The organism is Paenibacillus sp. RC67 (assembly GCF_030020805.1).
Taxonomy (GTDB): Bacteria; Bacillota; Bacilli; order Paenibacillales; family NBRC-103111; genus Paenibacillus_S.
The window spans coordinates 4017308-4038410 of sequence record NZ_CP125098.1; the positions used below are offsets into that span (position 1 = coordinate 4017308).

Annotated in this window: 14 protein-coding genes; 3 read left to right on the top strand and 11 right to left on the bottom strand. The window is 43.3% G+C overall.

The annotated features are described in order from the left end of the window. The first annotated feature begins 214 nt into the window (after positions 1-214). From QMA13_RS18425 to QMA13_RS18435, 3 genes are read left to right on the top strand one after another with little or no spacing between them, the layout of a single operon-like run. On the top strand, positions 215-1309 hold the full coding sequence (locus QMA13_RS18425) for an endospore germination permease (protein ID WP_282935223.1): 1095 nt from the start codon (positions 215-217) through the stop codon (positions 1307-1309). Next, positions 1306-2784: a spore germination protein gene (locus QMA13_RS18430; RefSeq protein WP_282935224.1), complete on the top strand. Its 1479-nt coding sequence runs from the start codon at positions 1306-1308 to the stop codon at positions 2782-2784. The genes QMA13_RS18425 and QMA13_RS18430 overlap by 4 nt, the downstream gene beginning before the upstream one ends. Further along, positions 2781-3929 (top strand): Ger(x)C family spore germination protein, encoded by a 1149-nt coding sequence (locus QMA13_RS18435; RefSeq protein ID WP_282935225.1) that lies wholly within the window; start codon positions 2781-2783, stop codon positions 3927-3929. Before QMA13_RS18430 ends, QMA13_RS18435 begins: the two co-directional genes overlap by 4 nt. Before the next feature lie 92 nt (positions 3930-4021). Here the strand turns inward: QMA13_RS18435 and QMA13_RS18440 are convergent, their stop codons facing one another. From QMA13_RS18440 to QMA13_RS18490, 11 genes are all read right to left on the bottom strand, one after another. Continuing rightward, positions 4022-5449 carry a S1C family serine protease gene (locus tag QMA13_RS18440; protein WP_282935226.1) on the bottom strand — a complete coding sequence of 476 codons (1428 nt, stop codon included), beginning with the start codon at positions 5447-5449 and terminating at the stop codon, positions 4022-4024. Between the two features lie 335 nt (positions 5450-5784). Continuing rightward, a complete protein-coding gene (locus QMA13_RS18445; protein WP_282935227.1) occupies positions 5785-6084 on the bottom strand; it encodes a hypothetical protein in 300 nt (99 codons plus the stop codon). A gap of 127 nt (positions 6085-6211) precedes the next feature. Further along, positions 6212-6595: an MFS transporter gene (locus QMA13_RS18450; protein ID WP_282935228.1), complete on the bottom strand. Its 384-nt coding sequence runs from the start codon at positions 6593-6595 to the stop codon at positions 6212-6214. A gap of 197 nt (positions 6596-6792) precedes the next feature. Continuing rightward, positions 6793-7563 carry a Cof-type HAD-IIB family hydrolase gene (locus QMA13_RS18455; RefSeq protein ID WP_282935229.1) on the bottom strand — a complete coding sequence of 257 codons (771 nt, stop codon included), beginning with the start codon at positions 7561-7563 and terminating at the stop codon, positions 6793-6795. A 20-nt stretch (positions 7564-7583) separates the two neighbouring features. After that, complete coding sequence (locus QMA13_RS18460; protein WP_282935230.1) at positions 7584-8762, bottom strand: ROK family transcriptional regulator; 1179 nt, start codon at positions 8760-8762, stop codon at positions 7584-7586. Beyond that, positions 8740-9372 carry a YdcF family protein gene (locus QMA13_RS18465; protein WP_282935231.1) on the bottom strand — a complete coding sequence of 211 codons (633 nt, stop codon included), beginning with the start codon at positions 9370-9372 and terminating at the stop codon, positions 8740-8742. The genes QMA13_RS18460 and QMA13_RS18465 overlap by 23 nt, the downstream gene beginning before the upstream one ends. 112 nt (positions 9373-9484) lie before the next feature. After that, positions 9485-12676 (bottom strand): phosphodiester glycosidase family protein, encoded by a 3192-nt coding sequence (locus QMA13_RS18470; protein ID WP_282935232.1) that lies wholly within the window; start codon positions 12674-12676, stop codon positions 9485-9487. A 40-nt stretch (positions 12677-12716) separates the two neighbouring features. After that, positions 12717-14063: an ABC transporter substrate-binding protein gene (locus QMA13_RS18475; protein WP_282935233.1), complete on the bottom strand. Its 1347-nt coding sequence runs from the start codon at positions 14061-14063 to the stop codon at positions 12717-12719. A 50-nt stretch (positions 14064-14113) separates the two neighbouring features. After that, positions 14114-16615, bottom strand: coding sequence for a phosphodiester glycosidase family protein (locus tag QMA13_RS18480; RefSeq protein ID WP_282935234.1), 2502 nt, complete (start codon positions 16613-16615; stop codon positions 14114-14116). Positions 16616-17068: 453 nt separating this feature from the next. Then, a complete protein-coding gene (locus QMA13_RS18485) occupies positions 17069-18385 on the bottom strand; it encodes an ABC transporter substrate-binding protein (protein WP_282935235.1) in 1317 nt (438 codons plus the stop codon). Between the two features lie 331 nt (positions 18386-18716). Next, a complete protein-coding gene (locus tag QMA13_RS18490) occupies positions 18717-21029 on the bottom strand; it encodes a chondroitinase-B domain-containing protein (RefSeq protein ID WP_282935236.1) in 2313 nt (770 codons plus the stop codon). Positions 21030-21103: the final 74 nt, after the last annotated feature.

Consider the following 21103-nt stretch of genomic DNA (forward strand, 5'->3'; position numbering starts at 1 on the left):
GATCTCGGTTTGTTCATATGCAATTTTATTGGAAAACATTTATTATTTAGAATTATTATAATCTGTAACAAAACAAAAGTAAATGGGCTAATGCCTATATGTCCACATTTTGCCTACTTCTTTGAAAAATGCATACCCTTTCCCACCATTGGACATTATAAGGAACATATTCCAGCAGAACAACTAACGTTGACAATGAAATGAGATATTAGCTATGGACACGACGAGTGGGAAAATTAGCCTTTTGCAGGCGTTTATGATTTTAATGCTTATGAACGGCTTGACCAATCATGTCATTGTAAACCCAATGATTCTGGATGCTGCCGGGAGGGATTCATGGTTCTCTGCCTTAATGGCAGCGGGAGCATTTTTACCCTGGTGCTTGCTCCTGCTTTTTATTACCTATAGATCCGGACAGCAAAAGCTGCAGCCCTGGCTTGCTTCTCAAACCAATACAGTCATCTCATGGATTCTTATTTCGCCAGTTATTTTAGAGCTATATCTGATAGGAAATACAACGGTTATCCATACCTCGATCTGGACCGTTACGAACTATTTGCCGGCAACTCCAAAAATCATATTAACCGGGGCTTTAACCCTCGTATGCTTTTATTCAGCTATTATGGGTGTGCGAACTATTGCCATTTGCTCCGGTATCCTACTTCCTACTGTCATTGCGTTAGGCATTTTCGTTGCTGTAGCTAACTCTCCGGAAAAAGACTACAACCTGTTGAAGCCTTTCCTTGAAAATGGAATTCAGCCTGTTGTCAATGGTATGGTTTTTGCGGGCGGCGGTTTTGTAGAACTGATTATGATTCTTCTCATGCAGCATCATATTAAACAAAAAATCAAAGTATGGAAGTTTCTCGTGTTCGCATCCATGATGGTTTATATTACGATTGGTCCTCTAATCGGGGGGATCGTAGAATTTGGGCCTGAAGAAGCGGCCAAGCAAATGATATCCCCTTATGAGCAATGGCGTCTTGTGCGATTGGGAGATTATGTGGAGCATGTCGATTTTCTTTCCGTTTTTCAGTGGTTATCAGGAGCCTGCGTCCGCATAAGCCTTGCATTGTTTTTACTTGCTGATATGATTCCGACTAAAAATACAAAAATAAAGCATCTGATTATTTTAATCATTGCCCTTAGTTATGTCGCCACTTCGTTTTTACCGATCAATCAAAATGAATACTATCTGTGGATGTATCATGATTACTTTCCTGCATTCCTGGTCGTATCCTTCGTCACCTCCTTATTGTGGGGTGCCGTATCGCTTATCAAAAGATCAAAAAAGGAGGAAGCAACATGAACGAAAAAAATCCCCAAGCACCGTTATGGACGATCTCGAAACTAAAGGGACTGTTCGCTCATTCCTCCGACGTTCAAGTTTTGGAGCACCATTTTGCAGAAGTCGCTACTTCTAAAATATTGCTTATTTATGCTGAGGGTTTATGTGATTCTAAACAAATCGGTACCGATATTCTACCAGAATTAAAGAAGGTCTATGATATCAAGGGGTTCCAGCATTTTGATGAAGACAATTATTATGGAGCCTTGCCGCTTATACCACTATCGCTTCACTGTACGGAGGAATTGATCATTGATTCCGTATTTCAGGGTGACCTTCTCCTCTTTTTTCCGCAAACGAAGTCCATATTCAAATTGAATATTTGCAATTTACCAGGCCGAACCCCTGAAGAATCGACGGTTGAAATATCCATAAAAGGACCTAAAGACGGATTTACCGAAGAAATTGCGACAAATATTGCTCTTATCCGCAAAAGAATCCGAAGCAACAGCCTATGCTATGACACGACTATTTTGGGTAAGAGAACACGCACTAAGGTAGGACTTTTATATATCCAAGATATCATTTCCCCTCAGTTACTTGATGAAGTCCGTAAACGACTCAAAAAGATCGACATAGACGGAGTGTATAGTCTTGGACAGCTTGAAGAGCTTCTGGGCGATGTCAAATATTCTATGTTCCCGCTGCTCGATTTTACCGGACGTCCCGATTATGCCGTTGCGGCGCTCCTGGCAGGGCGTTTTGTTCTTGTAGTCGACGGAAATCCGTTCGTGCTTATTGCGCCTGCAACATTTTCACTACTTCTTAAATCGCCGGAAGATATTCATTTTAATTTTCAGTATATTTCCTTTTCAAGATTGATGCGCTTATTAAGCTTCTGGCTCTCCGCTTTTTTGCCCGGCTTTTGGGTTTCCATAGCAGCGTTTCATCAAGATCAAATTCCATTTCGATTAATGGCTACAATCGCTGTATCTCGTCTAGGCCTCCCTTTCACCGCACAGATTGAAATGTTTATTTTGTTGATTTTGCTGGAAATATTCCGTGAAGCGGGTGTACGTCTTCCAAGCTCCATCGGTTCAACCTTGACGGTCGTAGGCGGATTGGTCATTGGTGATGCCTCGATAAGAGCCGGTTTAGTTTCCCCATCTGTAGTCGTTGTAGGTGCAATAACCGCCGTTTCTGGTGTTACTCTAGTCAATCAGACCTTGAGTACGGTTCTGAGTACTGTACGGTTAACCGTGTTTATCGTCTGTTCCATTTTAGGGTTGTATGGTTTTATCCTCAGTGTCATCATGTTGACGTTTTATATGTCCAAGCTGCAATCCTTTGGCGTTCCTTACTTGTCACCAGTCTCGCCTCCTATTCCTAAGGATATATTGAAATCGTTCTTTAAAAGTCCCTGGAGTAAGTTTAGAGGAAGACCTCGTGTTCTTGACACGGGAGATTCAGATCATCAAGGAGAACAAAAATCGTGAATTTCAAGAAAATCCTGCTTGTATGTCTTTCACTCCTCTTGCTTCCAGGCTGTTGGAATTCCAAAGATATTCAAAGAATGGCCTATGTTACGGCTCTAGGGATTGATTACAAGGATGGAAAGTTTGTTTGTTATGTTCAAGTATTGAACTTTTCGAGTGTAGCTAAAGTCGAGTCCACCGAACTAGGTAAAAATATCCCAATATGGATTGGCAAGGGCGAAGGTAAGACCATTACCGAATCATTTAACTCTATCTATGCAACCTCGCAAATTCGAGTATTCTGGGGCCATGTCAAAGCTATTATTGTATCTGAGAATATGCTGAAGCACGGCGAGAAAATAAAGGAAGCCTACGACATGCTTAACCGGTACAGAGAGGTTCGATACAATATTTTAGTTTATGGAAGCAGAGAACCACTCAATGAAGTGTTGTACCAAAAATCGATTATGAATTTCTCGCCGTTGGATTCCATCATAGATACCCCAGCTCAAACCTTTTCGCAGCGTTCTTACATAGTCCCTCTGTATGGTTTTAAGCTTATATCTCAATTGAACGAGGCCGGCGATCCGGCCATGCTGCCGTCACTGGCGATAGATAAGGGAAACTGGCATGAGGACAGCAAGCCCAAGTCACTGCTGAAAATCGATGGGGCATATTTTTTTAGAAAGCATGAAATGGTAGGTTGGCTATCCGAGGAAGAGCTTACAGGCTATCGATGGCTGCAAAGAAAACTGGAACGGTCACCCATTAACATCCCCAACGATAAAAATCCAAAAGCAGCCATCGTCCTGCTTCACCCCAAATCTAAAATTCAACCGGTATTTAAGGATGGCAAGCCAGTGTTTGATCTAACCATCAAAATAGAATCCTATTTAGATGAATTAATCGCCAATATTTCCGAAAAGGAGATAGAGGAACAAGCGGCAAAAGCCATAAAGAATGAAATCAAACAGACCTATATGAAAGGTATAGAAAAAAAGCTGGATGTACTAAAACTGGATCAAGCATTGTACCGCGCTTATCCTCAGCAGTGGAAAGAACTTCATAAAAATCAAGAGTTCATTCTTGACGAAGATTCCATCAACAAAATTGAAGTGAAAGTGAAGCTGTTGCATACAGGTAAATACAAGGGTAGAGTCAATTGATTTTAGTTAATGTCATTAACGTTGATGAAGTTAAATTAATATTCAAAACAAAAAGCCCTCTAAAGGGCTTTTTGTGCAAGAATGAAATCGAATTATTTTTTGGTGGCGTTCTTATCTCCAATAGTAACAGTAACGTCCTGCTTGTTCCCATTACGCATAATCGTTACTTTGACTTTGTCTCCAACTTTTGTAGCCTGAATTGTTTTCGTTAATTCGTCCGCCGTTGCAATTTCTGTTCCATTTACGGCAATAATAGCATCATAAGGTCTTAAGCCTGCTTCGAAACCAGGTGTTTTGGGTTGTACATCAGCAATTAATGCACCTTTCGTGCTGCTCAAATTTAAGTCGGCTAACATGTCATCGGTAATATTTTGAACGCTCACTCCCAAATAGGGGGCTGCTTCTTTCGGAATTTCCACATTGTTTTTCAAGTTTTCAAGGACAGAACTGATTGTACTAGTAGGGATTGCGAACCCGATGCCTTGCGCTTCAGCACTTACCGCTGTATTAATACCGATAACCTCACCGTTCATATTCAACAGTGGACCGCCGGAGTTACCAGGATTAATAGCCGCGTCGGTTTGGAATAAATGCTTATAGTCACGGGTACCCTTCTCATCCGGAATGCTGATTGGACGTTCTTTTGCACTAATAACACCAGAGGTTACAGTATAGTCGAAGTCATACGGATTGCCGATTGCGACTACTCCATCCCCAACACGGGTTTCATTAGAATCACCAATTGGCAATGTTGGGAACTCCTTATCTCCTTCAATCTTGAGGACAGCCAAATCGAGATCATAGCTGTTACCTAGCAGCTTCGCCTTGAACGGTGTATCATAGCCCTGCACAGTTACATCAATTTCATCCGCTCCATCAATGACATGTTCATTAGTCAATATATAGCCTGAAGATTGAAAAATAAATCCGGATCCCATACCGCTAGACTGCAATGCCCCATCGCTAGATCCTGATTGATTATCGCTGCCGCCACCATTGCTGCTACCTCCTTTATTGCCGAAAAACTGTCTGAACAAAGGATCGTTATACATCGAATTGCTGCGCGAATTGTTAACCTTTACCTTCGTTTCTATCTTGACTACGGCAGGACCGGCCTGCTTGGCAATATCCGCTATACTGCCGCCCGTTGCTGTATTATAGTAAGAGGCTGTTTGAGCCGTACCGCTAGAGGATACGGACGTTGGCGCTCCTCCAGCTGCTGCTGTGCTGTGAGTGAATAAGTTATATTTGTCTGATGCGAACATCAAGCTCCCTACGACCACGGCTCCGGCCAAAAAAGCGGCAAAACTACTTTTCAAAGTATTGCGTTTTTTCATTTCGTAATTGTCCACCGAATTTAACGATACTTTACCGGAATATTTAAAAAACGAACCGTTCCGTCTAAATTTACCTTCATCCATTGGTTCTTGTGATTGTTCGATAGAAGGCATTTCAGTAAGCTTCTCCGATTGCTCCGTTTCAGGTTGTGCTTTATATTCGTTATCGTAATTGTTTTCCATATTGAAAACCTCCCATTGATAAGTTGAGTTGGATTCGATTATTGCACTAGCCAGTGGCTATGAATACATAATAGAATCCGTACCTTAATGACACTTTAAAATAATATAAATGGGAGTTAAAAGCCTACTAGCCCTCATCACTGCTGAGAAAATGCCCAAATGATACTGCATTTATGGATGCTCCGCCTTCCAAGGAAGCCTTCATTTTAAGCTTGATTTAATAATTGACTTCTAAAGACACAAAAACAAGTTAACATATTTATTATTATGTTAACTTGTTTCTTCCATCAAGTAATCGATATGATTTTCGCATTCCCTTAACAAATAGGTTTCATTTACGATGCTTGATTACTGCGCTTTTCTTTTTCAAGAGGTATAAGTCTTTCTTTCCCCATTAATAAAATGCATATGAAGCCTAGAGCAATTGGAAGTAAAGTCCAGTTAAAAGTAGATGACACGGAAATGGACATAGTATCTGAAGCATCCGTTAATTGCGATTTATAAATGTGATTTTGTATGGCGCCTAAAATGGTCACACCTAGAGACATCCCCAAGGTCCGAAAAAATGTATTCGTGGATGTAGCTATTCCGCGTTTTTGCGGTTCCATGTTATGTTGTGTTGCTAAGCTTGTCATAGAAAAAGAACATCCTATGCGTGTGGCTGCAAATAATTGTCTTTTGAATAAGCTAAATGAGATAATTGGTTCTTGAACCTTCCGTTCAATTTATAAAGAGAACGAACAGAATGGCAAAAATAATAAGCTAGGAAAGAATAGGTGTTGAGTCCCATGCATATCGGTTTCCACCAAGCTCAAACGCAGACATAAAGCTCACTACAGCCCCTACAAGCGTAAGAGCACCAAACCAATCAATCTTGAGCTTTTTAAGATGGAGTGTCTCCCTGTAAAACTGGGCAATAAACCATAAAGAAATAATACCAAAGGGTAAGTTAATGTAAAAAATCCATCGCCAATTGATTTGATCAGGCATTAAGGCGCCACCGCCGATACCCTGAATTGTGCGATAAACAATGAATTGCTCCATACTTTGTGCAGTATCGCAAAATCCGGTGCTCGAATCGATCCTTGCGTGAATCAACAGCAAGCTTGCCGCAGGCATGACAGTAGAGGAAGTTGACCAACTCATTCATTTGCTCCTAAAAGTCAGCAAGAATACAGCGGACTTTTGACAGCCTTCATCGGCTTCTTAAGATATGATGTCCAGAGGAGAAAAAAAGAGTAAGGCTATGAGCCTTACCCCTATTCCATACTACGAAATATTTTTATGGACTATAGAAGGCTGCCGATCTTTTTCTACAAGCTCCACAAGTTATAAGTTATTTATTAGACCGCTAATTGAAAAATATACTTCTGAATCGCTTTCGCAACGCCATCTTGCTCATTTGTATCCGTTATGGCATTGGCTTCCAGCTTCAGCTCATCATCGGAATTGCCCATGGCTACTCCAAGACCTGCAGCACTGATTAATTTAAGATCATTCATATTATCGCCAATTGCCATAACTTGATCCATTCTTATACCCAATTGATCGCACACTATGCGGACGCCGGATTCTTTGGAAATCCCTTTGGGCGAAATCTCAATATTCACTGCGGCGGATCGAGTAATTTCCAACGTACCCCAGCCTTGAATAATATGGCGAAGCTCCTGAATTTTATCCAGATCATCATGTCGTATGCCGAATTTCATCCAATCCCGATCAAACATCTGCTCTGTCCAATTCCGCTTGCTCGTTAAGCTTTCCACACTATAACCCCAATAATGGGCATCCCATTCTACTGCTAGTTGATGGAGTTGTAGTAGATGCTCTCGAGCTATATACACTCGCTTTGATAGGACTTCGGGGCTTTCCCATACTTCCGCGCCATTAACAAGGACCATCGGGGATTGGAGCTTCAGTTCTTCCCAGAAGGACTTCGTTGTTTGCGTCCCGCGTCCGGTGGCAAAAATGACTTTCACTCCCGCCTGTTCTGCCCGCTGAATCCAAGTACGCGTTTCCGCCGTAATAACTTTGTCTTCTGTTAACGTTGTACCGTCTAAATCTAATGCTAATAAGCGATATTGCGTCATACCGGCTCCCTCTCTCTCATTCATGCGATAGGTTGCTTGGTTCTCTAAAGAGACAAGCTTTCCAAAGGTACATCAAAGAAATGATTGACTACGAGACCGCCAGCAGATGTCGATTCATTAGGGGTTTGCGGTAAATAAACCAGCTTCACTCCCCGGCACGATTCGGGAATCGTGGAATAAATACGTTTCTCCAGAATCGTGATTAATCGGGGACCCAGCACGTCGATCAACTTCCCTGTCAGCAGCACATGATCCGGGTTGAAAAATGTAATGACGTTACTCAGCGCAGTACCAATAGCGGGCTCAATTTTATGTAGAAGTGCTAAAGCCTGTTCCTCCCCCGCATCCAGCTGTTCTGCAAAACTTTCCGGTGTGAGGCCTGCATTTCGCTTTAATCCGCTTACCGAAGCTAATGTCGTTAAACATCCTTTGGCACCACAGTGGCAGACAGGCGTATCTTCCGGTGAAAACGCTTTATAATGTCCGAATTCTCCTGCGACATGAGATGAACCTGTGCATAGTTGTTTGTTCAAAACTAGCGCTCCGCCTATCCCATAATCCAATTTAATCGTAACATTGTTCACGGAATCCGCTAAATGACCCTTCAAATTCTCAACAATTGCAAGCAGATTGACATCGTTTTCTAAATAAATAGGCAGATTGTAGCGCGCTTCCAGCCGTTCTTTGAGAGGAAACTTCTTCCAACGAAGGCCCGGTGAATAAATAACTACACCCTGTTTGGAATCGACGAGCCCTTGAATGCTGCAACCAATCCCTTTGAGCTGCTGCGGCTTAGGAACCCATTTCATCAGCTCATCTACAATACGAGTAACATATTCAAGCGGATGTTCTACATCGTTATAGGCTTGAACCTGCTCTTTAATTTCATGAATGGTATTATGGTGAAAATCGATCAAGGTACCCCTGACATATTTAATCGCCAATTCGATGCCTATGGCATACATTTCTCCTGTCTTTACCACTAACGGGATCGGTTTCCTGCCGCTATTGCCGGCAATAGGGTCCGTCTCCAACAAGTAGTCATCCTCAAGCAGCCGATTCACGATATTGGTGATCGTCTGTTGGGTGAGACCTGTTTTGTCAGCAAGCTCTACACGTGATATGGGGCCTTCCGTATAAATGAGACGCAGCACTTTTTGCTGGTTAATGGATTTGAGCAGTTTATTGCTAGTTGTTCTTTCAGGCTTCACGGGATGCAGCACCTTTCTTGCCCCCCATCGCCTGGGGAGATTTCATATTCATTGCCTTATCCAACCACGGTAGGGTCAGGCGATATGCCCGGATTTCCTGAAAAGTTAATCTCCACTGAAGCTGTACTATGCTACTCCAATTCCGTTCCGCATACAGTGAAGCTGTTAATCCAAGCGTCTTCATTATATACCTCATTCGACGTAAATGAAAGGAATTGGAAACTAACAAAAACGTGCTCATCCCATGCTCCTGAAGTACAAGTCTACAGTTCACCAAATTATGCACGGTGTTGCGGGAACGGGATTCCAATAGCATCCTATCTTCCGGCACACCTTGTTCCAACAAATAATCCCGCATAATTTCGGCTTCCGTTAAATTGGATTTAACGGCTCCGCCAGACAAAACCAGATAGCGGTAAGCGTACTGCCGATACAAAAGTATTGCTGTATCCAAGCGTTCCTTTAGTAAGGGATGGATTTGATTGCCGTCGCAACGGTAGCCTAGAACAATCAATGCATCCGCATCGGTCTTCTTCCTCCGGCAAGTATGCATCCATACGAAGTAAGTCAAAGGCACAGCCGCAATGATGCCCAGCATGACCATTAGTGCTAATTCCCACATACTGCTGTTCCTTTCTGAAGTCATAGTACCTCAAAATGATTATAAATCAATTTGATTAACTATATAATACGATAAATCATCCTTGACTACAATCCCTACTTTGACCAATGCCCTATTCATTTCCTTTTCCTTCATTCAATTTCACTTGTTTAATGACAGGTAACGACAAATTTCCACTCGTATCTTGAAATTGAACAACCACTTCGTAAAAACCGTGCTTTAAATTGCTTGCTTCAAGAACAGTGACACCTGATAGAGCAAATAGCTCAACGTTTCTTCCATCCTTATTTCCGTTATTTCCGCCCTTTGGGGATATGACCACTTTCGTTCCCTCATAATCCAAGTCCACCGGTGGAACGAAGGTGATCCGCATGTCATGTCCTTTGCCATAAACATTTACGGTAACAGGTGCTCCGGGAGCTGTAGTATCCTTTGCAGTGTAGGTTTCCACTGTACCGCTGCGCGCCGTATTACCTTCAGCATCATAAGCCTCAATCTCCAAAGAATACTGAGTGTAACTAATTAGGTCATCCATCGAATAAGTGCATATTGCCGAACAGCGGTCTGCTTGAACCGTATCCTTCGGTTTGCCATTGCTATAAATTCGATATCCTTGTACACCGATATTATCCGTTGCAGCATTCCAGTTGAGCTTTGCTGAGTGATAAGTAACATCGGTTACGGTTAATGCAGCGCCCCCGCTCCAGCTTGGAGGCATTGTGTCAGGAGCTTTCAACCAGAATGACCATTCTGCAGCTGGTATCGCATAAGTACCCGCTTTATCCGCTGCTTCGACTTTGATATGGTGCTCGCCTTCTGCTAGATCCGTTCCAGGAATTACATGAACTATATCGCTCGCGGCATCATAAGTCGATTGGACGGCTGTACCATCGATAGTAGCAATAACCGAGGATGGATCAACACCGCTTCCCGCATCAATCACTTTTACACTAATCGTAGGTCGAAGTCCGGTAACTTCCGTACCCGGTTCCGGTGTCTGAGCGCCAAACACAGGCCCGGTGACATCTTCACCCAAGTCCATATACTCAGCCCGAAGATCATCCAAATAAACCGCACCTTTGTTTTTATTGGCTGCATCTGATTCACTCACAACGATGTAACGCACTTTCAGAGGATAAATGGTATTATCAGGTACCGGTGCTGTTACATACTTCCAGCCAGTCCAATTAAGCGCTCCCGGCTCCGTAAGATCAAAGATGCGATTCGTTCCATTACCGTCCGTAACACCTAACCTCAAATAATGATTATTAGAATCTCCGTATACCCACAAACCAATCCGATAAGGCTTTCCTTCAACATCTCTTCCGATTTCACCACTATCGTTCAACAAATTCACATAGGCATTTGAAGTACCGCCTTTTCCTGTGAAATCATAGGTGAGCTTTAATGATTTAGTCCCAAATCGAACCGGATTCGGCCGAGCAACGGCTGTAATGGTAACAGAGCCGGTAACGGCATTAGCATCCTTAGTTTGCATATTGTCCGTCCTTTCAAATGGCTCAAGCAGCTGTGGCCGCTTACCCACCTGAACGACGGCCTCTGTACTTACATTGCCATAAGCAGCATGTACTTTTCCTTCTGCGGTTCCATTGATCGCTTGCAGCTTCCCGTCATGAGATATCGAACCGATATTGCCATCAATAGACCATATAAGTCGATCTGGAGATATCCAAACCTGCTGACCTTGGGCATTAAGAGCTACCGGCTGAAACGGAATTATAGCTCCTGGCTCAACTACCGCCGTATTAGGCTGAAGTGTAAGGTGATCGATTTGATCTACAACGGTTATATCCAAATTCTTGTCGACGGTCCCATTCTGAATCGTTAATCGTCCTGTTCCTGGGGTCATCGTAGCCGTGAAGGCTCCATTGGATTCCACCGCGCCTATATTGGTTTGAACCGACCATTGAAGATTTTCGCGTGATACGGGAACACCGTTGCCGTTTGCATCTTGACCTTTCACATCAAATTCAATTCTGCTTCCGGCTATGACTTGTAATGGGGTATCCGGATTTACGACCAGCTTATCCAATGGACCGGTAGGTGCCGTCGATACAATCGCTATCGTATTACCTACTGCACGATCGTGGCCGTCAGATGGACGGTTTGCTAAACTAGGCGACAAATCCCCTGGCTGTCGAACATAATAGGTAGTAGAACCTCCCCCATCGATATTAATGGCGTTCTCCATTCCAAGACTTTGCAAGTAATAGGCGCCTTCTGCCATCGTGATCCCGTCAGAATGTCCGGGCTGTCTTCCATCTACAGCAAGAAGGTACAGCTTTCCTTGCTTAGTCGCTATCATTGTCCTTGGATGCCTGTCGCTTGTATTCGCATCGGACGCATCAAGCACCGTTGACGATACCGCCCCGTTCTTTAATAAAACATAGCCTAAAGTGGAGTTTCCAGAAATCACTTGCTCCGCATCTCCAAATCCTTTGGACAGCGATATATCCAAGCGAAGTCTAGTACCGGCGGCAAGCTTCTGTCGAATCCAATCTGCTTTGGACCCAGTAGCCGACAATACGAATGTACCCGGCTCTATCGGCGTATCTGCTGTTTCTTTGATTGACTCGACTACACCGCTTACAGGCTGCCCTGGTATTAATTGGTTGGATGGGTCATCTGCACGAATGACGGCCTCAACACCTCCATCCGGTGTTCTCGTCGAGCTTCCGAATCTCCAATTATATAAAAAAGCATGGTTGGTATGCGTCGCCACACGGGTACGGTTAATCATCGTTAGTGTTAGCGATTCACCGTTATCTTTGGTCAGTTTGGATGTCATTGTTACGTTCTCTTCAAGCTTAACGGTATGATCCGGCATAATAGCCATAGCAATCTTGCTGGTTGATGGTGAGCTTACCAGTTCTCTATTTGAAATCATTAGGCCTGAGGGCACACCTACCGTACTGAAAAAATCACCGTTTGTTCCGGCCACCGGGCGTTCACCTTGCTGCTCCAGCTCCTCAAGCATATTGTTGACCGTTTCTGCAGCTGAAACCTCTCCATGTGAGGAAATCGCTTCCACTTTAACATAGGGATTAGTTGGATCCACCTCCAGCAAATGAATGGATTCACGCAGCCCATTCCCTATTAAAGTACGGCTTGTATGAAGTACACCAGGTGAAATGGTATTTTGCTTCTCGTCTATAGTTTGCCATTGGACCGATTCCGCACGTACAAATCCATATTCAAACTGGCTATAGGTTGGTGTCACTAACATAATCGCTGTAATGAAACCTATAACGAGATAACGCCATCTCCTTTTATTTCGCTTCATAGAATCCTGTCTCCCTTCGATTTAGTCATACAGACGCTCTTTATTTCTTTCTGCCTTGTTCGTCTTGAATGTACTTAGTTGCTTTCTCATTGGCTTCCCTTAGAACGGTGTTAATGTCTTTTTTGTCAAAGATCATTCCCGTTAATGCTTCCCGTAAATATTTATAATTCTCATTGTCGTATTCCGAATTGATAGGTGCCGTCGCCGGCTTCACTTTGAAAATACCATCCAGATTTTTGCCTTTATAAATGTCCGTGTTGGAGGCGAACTGTTTTTTTAATTCCGGGTTATTTAATATTGTTAAATTGTTTCCTTTATTCATTTCCTTTTGCGATTCCTCACTGATCATTGTCAGAATAACGCGGTAGGCTGCTTCTTTATTTTTGCTGGTCGGGGGTACCATAAGAGATTGGAACTCAATTTCTCGTCCCTCACCCGGCTTATCGTCGAACACAGGATGTCCAACCACATCCCAATTGAATCCATTGCCTCCCTCATTCAATTGAGGCAGGCGACTCGTAATGGCTGCAAGCCAAGAGGGGAACATAGCAAGCTTTTGATCTTTAATGAAATAGTCCACGCCGTACTGGAATTTATTTTTGGGGTCAATATAACCTGGAATTTCATACATCCGTTTCAATAGATCAAACGTCTTCTTGTAACCCTCAGAATCAAAGATCGGGCCCCCCTTCTCATTCACTGTTCCTAAGGAGTACCCTCTAGAGAATGTGCGTTCAGACCCAGGGTCGAAGCCAAGATATTGAATTCCGTTTTCTTCACGGGTCAATCTTTTGGACAGCTCAATGATTTTATCCCATGTCATGCCGTCTGTCGGATATGGAACTCCAAAGCGGTCAAAAATATCTTTATTGTAAATGAGAACGCCATAGTTCAGCGTATACGGTATCCCGTAAAGCTCTCCTTTTTTGCCGTAAGTTTTGATAGCGTTGATGGCCTGCGGCTCAAATTTATTTAGGTCGACCTGATATTTTTTCACGAAATCAGTCATATCGCTGGCAACTCCGAGAGGCAGAAGATCATTCATGTAAAAATGCGTTGTAGCAATCAGATCGGGCACTTCCCCAGCTGCGATCATATCGGTAAGCTTAGTTCCTTTAATTAACTCGATGTTAATGTTAGGATGCTTCTTCTTGACGGTACCGAAGAGAGCATCGACATCATTTGGTGTATTGATTGCCGCAAAATGAGAGTACAGCTTAAGTGTAACCGGCTCCGTAATAGTAAGCTCTTCCGCTTTCACAGGCTCTGATTTAGAAGGATCACTGTTTTGCGAGGACTGTGTTGACTTATTAGAGCAGCCTGTTGCTGCTATCATGGTGGAAAGCGTTAACACTAGGGCCGTATACAAACCTTTTCTTTTCTTCATCGTTGATCTCACCTTTGTCATATATTTAACCTCACTAAATATTAATGTAATTACAAAATTATTTTGAAACTCCACGACGCTGCTGGGAGTGCCGCATTACGCTCCATGTCTGCTGCTTCAACGGTAACTCGATACGTTCCTGGTTCCAAATCTTCCCGTGGACCGCATTCTAGCAGCCCTGTGTCTGTTCTGAAAGTATGCGGAAGAACTGAATCGTTCAACCATACTCGTATCGACGAAGGATCTACGCCGCTTTTCTTATCTGTTATCATTACTTGAATGATTGGACACGTTTCGGATACAAAAGCTTGATCCGCCGGAATCATACCGGAGAACTCAGGACCTTCAACATCTTCGTGAAAATCAACATACTCTGCCCTGAAATCATCCAGATAGAGCACTCCTTTGTTCTTATTTGCGTCGCTTGTTTCCACAAGGGTTATCGTATGTACACAAATTGGGAACCTAGTATTTTGCGGAACATCGGTATAGACATATTTCCATCCTTTCCAATGTAAACCTCCCGGCTCTGTAAAATTCAATGATCGTTTAAATCCATCGGCGTCTTCTATACCCAACCGAAGCCAATGACAACCACCATCCCCGTTAACCCACAGCCCAAACCGGTAAGGTGTCCCTTCAATCTCACGTCCTCGCTCTCCAAAGTCATCCTCAAACGTAATATGCGCACTAGAGCTCCCTGACATCCCAGTGAAGTCGTAGGTCCATTTGCCGGAAAAGGTGCCGAATCTAACAGGGGACGGTCTTGCCGCCTTTGTTAACGTCACGGACCCTTCTACTGCGTTAACCTCGGCTACCCCTACCTTATCCAAACTTTCGAAATCAGCAATGATGAGGTGCGGTTTTCCAACATGTACATTAGTATAGGCGTGAATGTTCCCCAGACTCGCTATCACTCGTCCTACCGCTCCTTCGGAACCGGCAGCCAAATAACCTCCTTCATTCCAATCTCCGATTGCACCCTCAGTTGACCAGCTAAGCAGCTCGCTGGAAACGAACAGCTCATTTCCTTGTTCGTCAAAAGCTTGAGCACGAAAAGAGCAAATTCCGCCGGGTTCCACTTCTGTGGATGATGGAACTAGAGTAAGACGCGCAAGCTGGTTCGTAACGACGACCTGTATGGATTGAACAACCTCACCATAACGAGCGATGATTCGGCCTGCAGCCGTATCAGAGCCTGCTGTCCACTCTCCTATCTCATTGATAGCTCCGATACTGCCTTCTACTGACCAATGGACGTTTTCAGGTTGCATAGCTGATGCATTCCAATAACGGTCGTGACCTTTTACTTGAAAGGATACTTTGCTACCCGACATCGCTCGAGTGGAGGAGGGTGTAATGACAAGGCTATCAATTTCACAGCTTGGCGCTTTCGAAATAACAGCCAGTGCATTGCCTATTTCTCGTTCAAACCCATCCGATGGTTGATTGACCAGCATCGCCGTCTCATCTCCGGGCTGTCGGATATAACAAGTAGTTGAGCCACCTCCATCCAAATTAATAGCATTCTCCATGCCGAGGCTTTGCAGATAATAGGCTTCCTCAGCTAATGTCATTCCGTCAGAATAACCCGGCTGTCGACCATCGATGGCCCCTAAGTACAGTTTGCCTTGCTTGGTTGCAGCAATTGTTCTTGGATGCCTGTCACTGTTCAATCTAGTATGGGTGTCCAGCAAATGTTCTGGTATTTCACCGTCTCTTAATAGCATGAACGCTAATGTTGAGTTTCCGGAAATCACCTGTCGTGCTTTATCCATGCCTTTATCAAACTCAACATGAAGTGAAATCACCTCACCTGGTCTAACCTTTTCTCGGAATTGTTCAGCTTTGGACCCAGTAAGGGATAACACCCAAGTACCTTGTTCAATCGGTGAATCTGAAGTCTCCCTGATGGATCGAATAATGCCCTGAATAGGTAGTCCTTGATACAATCTTACCGTTGCCTCGAGAGATGTAAGAATGACTTCAATCCCTCCGTCAGGAGTACGAGTAGAATCGCCATATCGCCACGTGTATACGCAGGCATGATCCGTATTGACCATTTTTCTTGCACGGTTAATCATATCGATTCGTAATATGTATCCGCTTTCACATTGTACTAAACCGTTCATACTGACAGACTCCTCCAGCTTTACTAAGCCATCCTGCATTACGGCCAGCATAACTTTGGTCGATAAAGGTGACGTAATAATTTCACCATCTACCAATTGCAGGCCGGATGGCACTCCGCCATAACTGAAGAAATCTCCATTGAACCCGGCGACACATCTTTTTCCCTGCATTTCAAGCTGATGAAGCATATTCCCAACCGTATCTAGTCGTACTACTTTCCCTTGAAAAGATACTGGCTCCACATGGATCAGCTCATGGCCCAGATCCACTTCTACCATATATACCGCTTCCTTCATATCGCCCTTTGTGAGATGCTGACGAATGAACCTGACCCCAGGGGCTACCATCCTTCTCTCGGATTGATCCATCTGCCAAACCAGTTGTTGTTTGTCCTGCACCATCTTCGTAGTTCGAGACATCCAACCGCCTCCTTTTCGAATGTTGGCCCATAATTAATTATCAATCAATTTGATTAATTATTATATTACGACAACTGGCTTTATAGTTCAATGCTAATTTTCAGAATAATTAGCCTCACCATATTGGAATCCAGTTTATTCGGCTGCATGCTTTGATTCGAAGTCATATTATCCGCTCTCCTTCTTATTTCAGGATGTCAGATAGATGAGGCGCTCTTTGATGATTCTCTATCTTACTACATCCTTACTACAGTTGGCATCACCCCTTCAATGAATTAATCAAATTGATTTAATATCTACAGTCTAGATTGTCATTGTTAGTTCAATGTTTTCTCGGTATGAATATTTTGTAAATTTCATCCAACATCTGAATCCTAAGTGTAATGTCCATCCCCTATTCTGGCAGTAAAAAGACCAATCAGAACAGATCTGATTGGTCTCCTTAATGACGATTTATTTTTTCATCAATTGTTCAATATTTTTGTTCACGGCTTCATCGGCTTGACGAAGAGCCGTATTGATATCCACATTGTTCTGCGTAACGGCGGTTACCGCATCACCCATCGGTTTGCCAACCGCGCTGCTGTCCAGTACATGGAACTTCGGCAGCGGAGCCATTTTATTTTTGAAGATGGCATCTAGGTTTTTGCCTTTTAAGCTTTGATAGTTTTCGCCTAAATGCTTGCGAATCTCTTTATTAGTTTGGACAGGAAGTCTTCCTGTTTTGGCGACTTCAGTCTGAACTTCAGGGGAAGTGGTTAAAAATTTGATAATTTCGAAAGCTTCATCCTTGTATTTGGTTTGGGAAGAGACCAATAGAATATGAGCGTCCACTTTGGCCCCTACACCCGGCTTATCAGGAAAGGATGGCGTCGTAACGATATCCCAATTTCCGGGATTGCCGGCTTTAGCTGCTTCTTCCATTCTTGTTACGACATCTGTCCACCAGAAATTATACATTGCCAAATTCCTGTCTTTAGTAAATGCATCCATCGCTTTCATCTTAGGATCCATATTAGGAATGGAGTTAATATCCTGAAGAAGGGTCAGAACCTTGCGATAACCGTCATTGTTTACCATCGATTTGTTCGCTGCCGTATCAATCTTCTGTAAGCTTAATTGGCTTCCAAGAGTGTCCCAGCTTCCCGGATTCAGACCCTGATAATTAACTCCACCGTCGCTGCGGGTTAGCTTGCGAGCCAGTTCCGTTGCTTCACTCCATGTCATGCCATCTTTAGGATATGGAACGCCGAATCGATCAAAAATATCCTTGTTATAAAATAACGCCGTTGTTCCCATGTAAAAAGGTAATGCTACTAATTTGCCATCACGGAAGCCTTTCAAAGCATCGATAACGACAGGCTCAAAGGCAGTTAAGTCAACATTATTTTGCTTGATTCGATCATCAATTTCCAACAGCATACCGGTATCGGTAAGATTCGGAATGAAGTAAAAGCCTGTCAATAAAATATCCGGTATATTCCCGGCAGCAATCCTGTCGGTAATTTCATTCCCTTTTGCCTTCTCGCTTCGTTCCAATGTAACATTAGGATATTTTGCTTTGACGGGTCCTGCAATCAGCTTGTCAAAATCATCGGCCAGCATGGGCACTTCTGTAAACACCGTGAGTTTAATTGGATCGGTACCAATTTTGCTTTTGGCTTGAGCCGGTTGCTCTGACGGCGCAGCTGCATCTTGCTTGGCACAGCCCGCTCCTACCCCCATCGTCAGCATTAAAGCAAGCATACTTGCCATCCATTTTTTGTTCATCTGTTTTACTGCTCCCTCCAAAATAAAAAACTGATTTGCGTTTGTTGATACTCTCTTTTTGAGCACAGTAAATTAAGCGTTTACATTTAATAATGAAAACACTTTCTCTTTGTTACCATAAGCATGTTTTCGCTTCAGCTGCTTACAGTTAAGACCATCTCCCCTGTATTGTTACCCCTCTGTGGTGGCGCTTTCATTATTCTACATTATTTTTTTCATAATAAAGATGTATGTAGTTAACCAGTTTTTGTATTAAACTAACCTTTTAATAAAAAGTCCAACAAAAAACCCCCGGAATCCCGGGGATTTCGAAGCTCTTTTCGAGAAAATTTTATAAAGGGATTTTTTCATTCTGCTCGGTAAACCATTGAACATGATATAGTCGAATAGCATTATTGTGCCGATTCGAATGTCCGAAAATCCGAACATAACGGGCATACGCAGGTGTGAACTTTATCGATTCCTCATCACTGCTGCTGACCCCATATCCAAGCTTTATCCACTCCACCCCATCTATCGAAGCTTCAATAGAGAACGAATACTGCGCTTCGCTTCCCGAGACAAAGTAAATGACTGCTCTTCCCACCTCAAAAACTTGACCCAGATCATAACGAATCCATTCTCTGTCTCCATAAGAAATCCATTGGAGAGTACTATCCATGTGTAACGTATGACCTGGAATATTTCCGTGAGTATGCCCTTGTGGAGGCATTGTCATATTTTTGTCAAAACGACTTGCTGTGACTTTAAACAACTGTAATGTTTGTTCAACAAACGCTTTATCCTCAAAAGCGACCGCATCCTCATATTTGTCAGAGAACACGATTATCCCCTGTTCATTCTTATACAAGCTTTTACCCAGTAGCTCGGCTGCCCCATCGACAGGTAAGTACAGATTGCCCTGTCGTTCGATAGCTATGAATGGGGTGGTACTCCTACTGCCCTCTCTAACCACAACACAGCTGCCGAGACTAATCATTAAGGTAGTTTCGTTGTCCTTAATATGAATTTCTTTACAGTCATCACTTTGCGTTACCGCAAAACCTAGTTTCTCGGCCAACGAGCGAATGGGTACGAAGTAGTTCCCTTCGCGTTCAAAAGGACATAGCTCCCTTTCCTCCACGTCAAGCTTCATTCTCCAATTGCGTACAAATAAGTCACTACTGCCTGTACACAAAATCCACAGGTTATTCTTAACATTCCATGGCACCGTTTCGACCATTGCAAACTGGTCCCTCGGTTGGAATAGCGGGCTCCCGTCTTTTCTTTTATCCAAGACCCATTGCGGACCCACTTCATCGTCTCTTAAAGGAGCCTGTAAGGACAATCCTCCCGCTTCTTCGATACTGCACTTGTACCCTGTGTTGGGCAATGTTCCCAATGGTAGTTCAACATGAGCAAATCCTTCGGGCAGCAGTGCTTCTTTATCTTGAATGCTCAATTTATTATTTACATAATGGTTCGGAGCAAAAGTAATCTCCATAACATTCGGATCCTGCTGTGCAAAGGTAAGAGCCTCCCCACGATCCTTGACGATCACATTCTCCGAGAACTCATTAAGCTCAGGCAGTAATATACGCTGTTTGGAAGGCCAAGCCGATTTGTAGCCTATGCCAATATCGATATCTAGACCATAATTATGGATCATTTGATTATATGTGATCGTATTATGCTTGGACCAGTTATACACAGGCACACGTCCCAGTGGTGTCCCTTTACGAAGGACAGGCTGCCAATCGGAAGTCAAAGGCTCATCGATATATTCTCCTGCCATTACACTGAGCGCGAAGCCTTGAAGCCCGGTTAAATAATTACCTCGGATCAAGTTATTTTCGCCCGTTATACGAATGCCTTTCGTTCCCCCTATGTTACCCCCGATGAAAAAGTTTCCTTCCACAACTGTATTATGACCGCTGCGGAGCACTACTCCGCCTATGGAATCCTTAAATGTATTGTTGCGAATCACATCATGATTCGATTTGATCGAAATGATCTCTTCACACTCGCCATCCGCTCTCTCGAACAAATTATTCTCGATAATGACATGCTCGCCACCTGCACTTCCTGGTTCTCCATCACTTCCGATCCCCATAACCTGAATAATCTCCAAGCCATTAATCCCGTAAGCAGGAATATCGACAAAATAATTTGTATGAATCCGGTTATAGCTTGAATATTTCATACTTCTCATCAGTTGGCCCGCATACAGCTTTCCTTTAAAATAGCAATGATCTACTTCATGATGAGAACCATCAATGGTGACCCAAAATGTTTTGATATCTGGTTGGGTCGGGTGACAATCAATTATAGCCGTGTTAGTCAATCTACAGTGTTTGGAACCACTCAGAAACCTAACGATCGTATTGCTTCCATTCATGCCAGGCTGTACGCCTTCTTTAAAGAACAAGCCATCGACCGTAAGATGCTCACCGGAAAACGTGAGCGTTGACGCACCCGTAAGGATCACTTCGCCAGGTATCTCTGCCTTTAGGATAATTGGCTGCTCTGAAGTACCTAGCTTGTCAAACTCCAATACGACATCGTCCCAAACTCCGTTTTTCATAATAACGGTATCTCCCGGGATCGCATGCTGGATTACTGAATAAAGACTTTCCTTGTTTATGACAACGATTTTTTGATTCAAGTTGAAACCTCCTAAGGGTTAATTATCGCTCCTACCAACAGCTCGTTAGCTTGTAAGATCAAAATAAAAGTCCT